General features: G+C 70.6%; 2 protein-coding genes. Both read left to right on the plus strand.

The annotated features are described in order from the left end of the window. Positions 1-1,047 precede the first annotated feature (1,047 nt). Complete coding sequence (locus ACFXMF_RS47040) at positions 1,048-1,650, plus strand: polysaccharide deacetylase family protein (RefSeq protein WP_360325122.1); 603 nt, start codon at positions 1,048-1,050, stop codon at positions 1,648-1,650. Between the two features lie 410 nt (positions 1,651-2,060). Beyond that, positions 2,061-2,501, plus strand: coding sequence for a peptidoglycan-binding protein (locus ACFXMF_RS47045; RefSeq protein WP_360325124.1), 441 nt, complete (start codon positions 2,061-2,063; stop codon positions 2,499-2,501). Positions 2,502-4,222: the final 1,721 nt, after the last annotated feature.

A 4,222-nucleotide genomic window follows, 5' to 3' on the forward strand; every position in this document is an offset into this window, starting at 1 on the left:
CGAGCCATTTCCCTGTCTTACAGAGCCACCGGAGTGCCCAACCCGGCCCTCGGCACCCACTCTCGCCGGTCGGTTGCACAAAACCGCAGGTCGGCGCGAAACATCGGACCCGAAGGCTTCCCGCCATCCGGATCGAGACCCGCCCAACCCACCGGCAACCCTTCCACCCACGCACCCACCCCGAAACACCCGCCGAAACGGCCCGACCCACTCGGAAAGGCCCCTCGGCGAACCTCACCGGACCGCCCTCCCGCTCCGCCGTTGCTGGCGCGCCTTTCCCTCGGCAGTGGTGGAGCGGTGGCGGTCGACGATGGCGGTGGGGAGGGGTGGGGTGGGGTGGGGTGGTGGCGTCGGTCACGTGGCGGGGTGTGGTGCTCGGTGCCGGCGGTGCTGGTGGTTCTGGTGGGGTTGGCGATTTGGGGATTACGCAGATGAGAGCCTCGGTGACGGGTTGTCGCACGAGTACTTACACACGGTTGCCTCTTGCGCGAAATCGGAGAATTTGAGCAAAGTCGACATTCTGCCCAGATCATGTCGCGTTGACACGCGTGACCTGTTGCCGATTTTTCCGGAGTTCGTGTGCCCAAGCCCGTCCCGATGTCTCAGCCGTCCGTCGCCCGTCGCGGGCGGATCCCCGCGCTCCCCGGCCGGGATGCTGCCCGCCGGCTCCCGGCCCTGGCGGTGATCGGCGTGCTCGCGCTGACCACCGTCGCCGCGTGTGGTCCCGGGCACGACAAGGCGGGGCCCGCCCGGAGCGACAAGGCGGGGGCAGTACGCGGGGATCCGCCCACGACGACCGCGCCGGCTCCGGCACCGCCCGACCCCGGGGCCCGGGGCGCGTCCCCCGCCGGCCCGGCCGAGACGGGCGCCCCTGGCCCGTCGGGCCCGCAGCCGTCGGCGGCGCCCTCCGCTCCGCCGACGGGTCCCGCCTCGAAGACCCCCGGCGCACCCTCGTCGGCCGCGACGCCCCACGGCCCCAACCACGCCGCACCGGCCCACCCACCCGCGCCGGCGGCGAACCGGGCCGCGGACATACCCCCGCCACTCGTGCCCATCGGCATCGTACGGAGCACCACCGACCCCGGTGACCGCACGGTCGCGCTCACCTTCGACGACGGCCCCGACCCGCGGTGGACTCCGCAGGTGCTCGCGCTGCTCGACGAGTACGACGTCAAGGCCACCTTCTGCATGGTCGGCCCCAACGCCGCGCGCCACCCCGACCTGGTGCGCCGGGTGGCCGACGCCGGCCATCGACTGTGCGACCACTCGGTCACGCACGACGAGGAGATCGACAAGCGGTCCGCCCCGCGAGTCCGGTACGAGATCGTCTCCGCGCGCGACGAGATCGCCCGGGCCGCCCCCGGCCACGACGTCGACTGGTTCCGCGCGCCCGGCGGCGCGTGGTCACCGACCGTGCGCCAGATGTCGGCCGCGTACGGCATGAAGCCCCTCGGCTGGTCGGTCGACACCCGCGACTGGGAGAAGCCCGGCGTCGACACGATCCTCGACAACGTGCGCCGCGAGCTGCGCCCGGGCGGCGTGGTCCTCATGCACGACGCGGGCGGCGACCGTACCCAGAGCATCGACGCGCTCGCGCGGCTTTTGCCGTGGCTGAAGGACCACGGCTACCGATTCGCGTTCCCGGGCTGAGACGACCACGCCCGGCCCGACCCCACGCGTCGGTGCCACTCGACGGGCAACGCATGCTCACATCGGCTCGGCGAGGGCGGTTCCGGCGCAGCACCGACGGCGTCCCGAAGGTCGGGCATGGCACGGCGAGGACGCCGGGGAGACCACGTTCACCGCGACAATGACCCCCGGGAACGTGCCGGGCCACCGGATCATCACCTCGGCCCGTGTCCGAGTCCTGCGCGTGGGCCAACGCGCGGCGTCCTCAGATCCACTGGCGGTCGGCACGGTACAGCGCGACATCCACACGCCCTCGGGCTGCGGCGCGATCCGACTTCTGCCGCCGACCCGCCCTCGCGCGCCGGCCGAGCCTCCCAAATCGGACAACTCGCCACCGCGCACGATGAATCGACCTGATCTAGCGTGGAAATATGAAGACACAAAGCACGCATTACACAGTTGTCAAGGGTGACACACTCTCCGCGATAGCCGCGAGGTTCGGAACCACCGTCGATAAACTCGTCGAGTGGAACCACATCGCCGATCGGGACCGGATCCCGATCGGGCTGGACTTGGTGGTCACCGATCCGCATATGAGCGAGAGCTACGTACCGTTCCCCGGTGCCGGCTTTTTCACGAGCTCGCAAGACAGCCCGATCATCTACTCGATGGGGGTCCGCCTGATCCAAGTGGACTGCTCGGCCTGGCTTCCTCCGGAGGGACCAACGTCGCTGTGGACGAAGACCGCCCGGGAGTCCTACGCAATGTGGCAGCGCAAGCTCGGCTACCAGGGTCCGGACGCGGACGGCATTCCGGGCCTGACGTCCTGGACGAAGCTCCGGGTTCCCTACTTCAACAACGAAGGCGACTGAAGACGCCTGGGTCGCAGCCATGTCGTCCTGCCCGACGCAGGGCCTTCCATGGCTGTCGATCCCTTAGGCTGTCGCCGCCTACTACGCAGCGCGCGCAGCCGCCCGGTAGGAATCGGTGCGCCGGTGTTTCAGGCTACCGAGCCGCTGAACGAGCAGGCTGCGCCCGCAGGTTGGGCGCCGCGGACGACGCGGATCGGCTGCGACCACATGGTGGAGCCGACCGGCATGGCCCGGGCGACCCTGAACGTCTACCGCAACCGCGAACACGATGACCGTGTCCCCCAACGCCGCTCTTGCCGTCTCCGTTGCCCTGGCGGAGGCCGGCCCTTGGCGGGGCACGGTGTCGAACCGGTTCCGCGCACCCGCCAACTCCTCGCCGCCGGTGGCAACCCGCGCCCACCGACATCAGGGGGTCCGGCGGGTCTTGCGGACGTGAAGGAACGACCCGTCGGCCCTGATGACTTCGGACAACGTCCCGCCGGTCGATTCCTGGGCCGGCGGACGCGCGGACGACCTCCGGGGTGACACGCGCGAGTCCCTGGCTCGCATGTCTGCGACTCGGCCCGCGCACGTCCTGGTAGCCGCAGCGCAGGAACACGGCCACCGCACGCGGAAGAACACCGGACGCAGGCCCCGCACGGCCTCCAACTCGGGGTGCGCGCGGGTCGGGCAGGATCGCGGCGACGTACCAGGCGGCGGGTCGCGTGGCGGGGCAGAAGACACCGTTCGGTGAGTTTCGGAGCCGCATCGGCTGATGGCCTGCCTGGCCTGCACGCACGCGTCGTCGACGTCGAATGCGAGGGAACACACCGAGTGCAACGACGCCGCACGGAACGGAAGTTCGCGCAACTCGGGTAGCCGACCTCGTTCGAGGTCCTACGCGCCGACCGCAAGGGCAGTGGCGTACAGGCCCCAGGCCGCGTCCCGGGGCCTCGGCAGGGATCGCAGGATCGGGGTCCAAGAGCGCGGCCCACGCAGCAGGGATGTCCTCGGTTGGACACCTGGCGTCGTCCAGCGGAACATCGCCCGTCCGTGGAAGCACCGGATGCGCCGCCGGTGTCTCGGCTGCGACCCGGATCCGCCGGCTTTCGGAAATCTCCAACTCGGCGAGGAGTTTGCCCACACGTAGCTTCCCGATGTCGGGAAGGAATTCGGCGAGGCCCGGGCGTTGCTCGGCGGGAAAAGCGCTGGCAACGGCGGAGCGGGAGGGGCGGCCCGGTGAGGTTCGCCGAGGGGCCTATCCGAGTGGGTCGGGCCGCTTCGGCGGGCGTTTCGGGGTGGGTGCGTGGGTGGAAGGGCTGCCGGTGGGTTGGGCGGGTCTCGATCCGGATGGCGGGACGCCTTCGAGTCCGCTGTTTCGCGCCGACCTGCGGTTTTGTGCAACCGACCGGCGAGAGTGGGTGCCGAGGGCCGGGTTGGGCACTCCGGTGGCGGATTCCGCGTGGGTCATGGCTCTCGGTGGGCGTTTCGGGTCGGCACCGCCGGCCGGAGAGCCACCCGTGAGCCCGAAAGGTCGGGACCCGGATCCCGAGACCGCTTCCCGCACCCGGGATTCCACTGACCTGCGGTTTTGTGGGACCGGCCGGCAAGAGCACGTGCCGAGAGCCGGGTTACGCACTCCGGCAACCGAAACCGCCCACTCCCGGCCCGCTATTCGCTTCCTCTCCCACCACCGCCCACCCACCGCCCGCCGAAACGGCCCCATCCACTCGAAAAGGCAC

Origin of the sequence: Embleya sp. NPDC059213 (assembly GCF_042754445.1) — a bacterium.
In the GTDB taxonomy this organism is placed as follows: Bacteria; Actinomycetota; Actinomycetes; order Streptomycetales; family Streptomycetaceae; genus Embleya.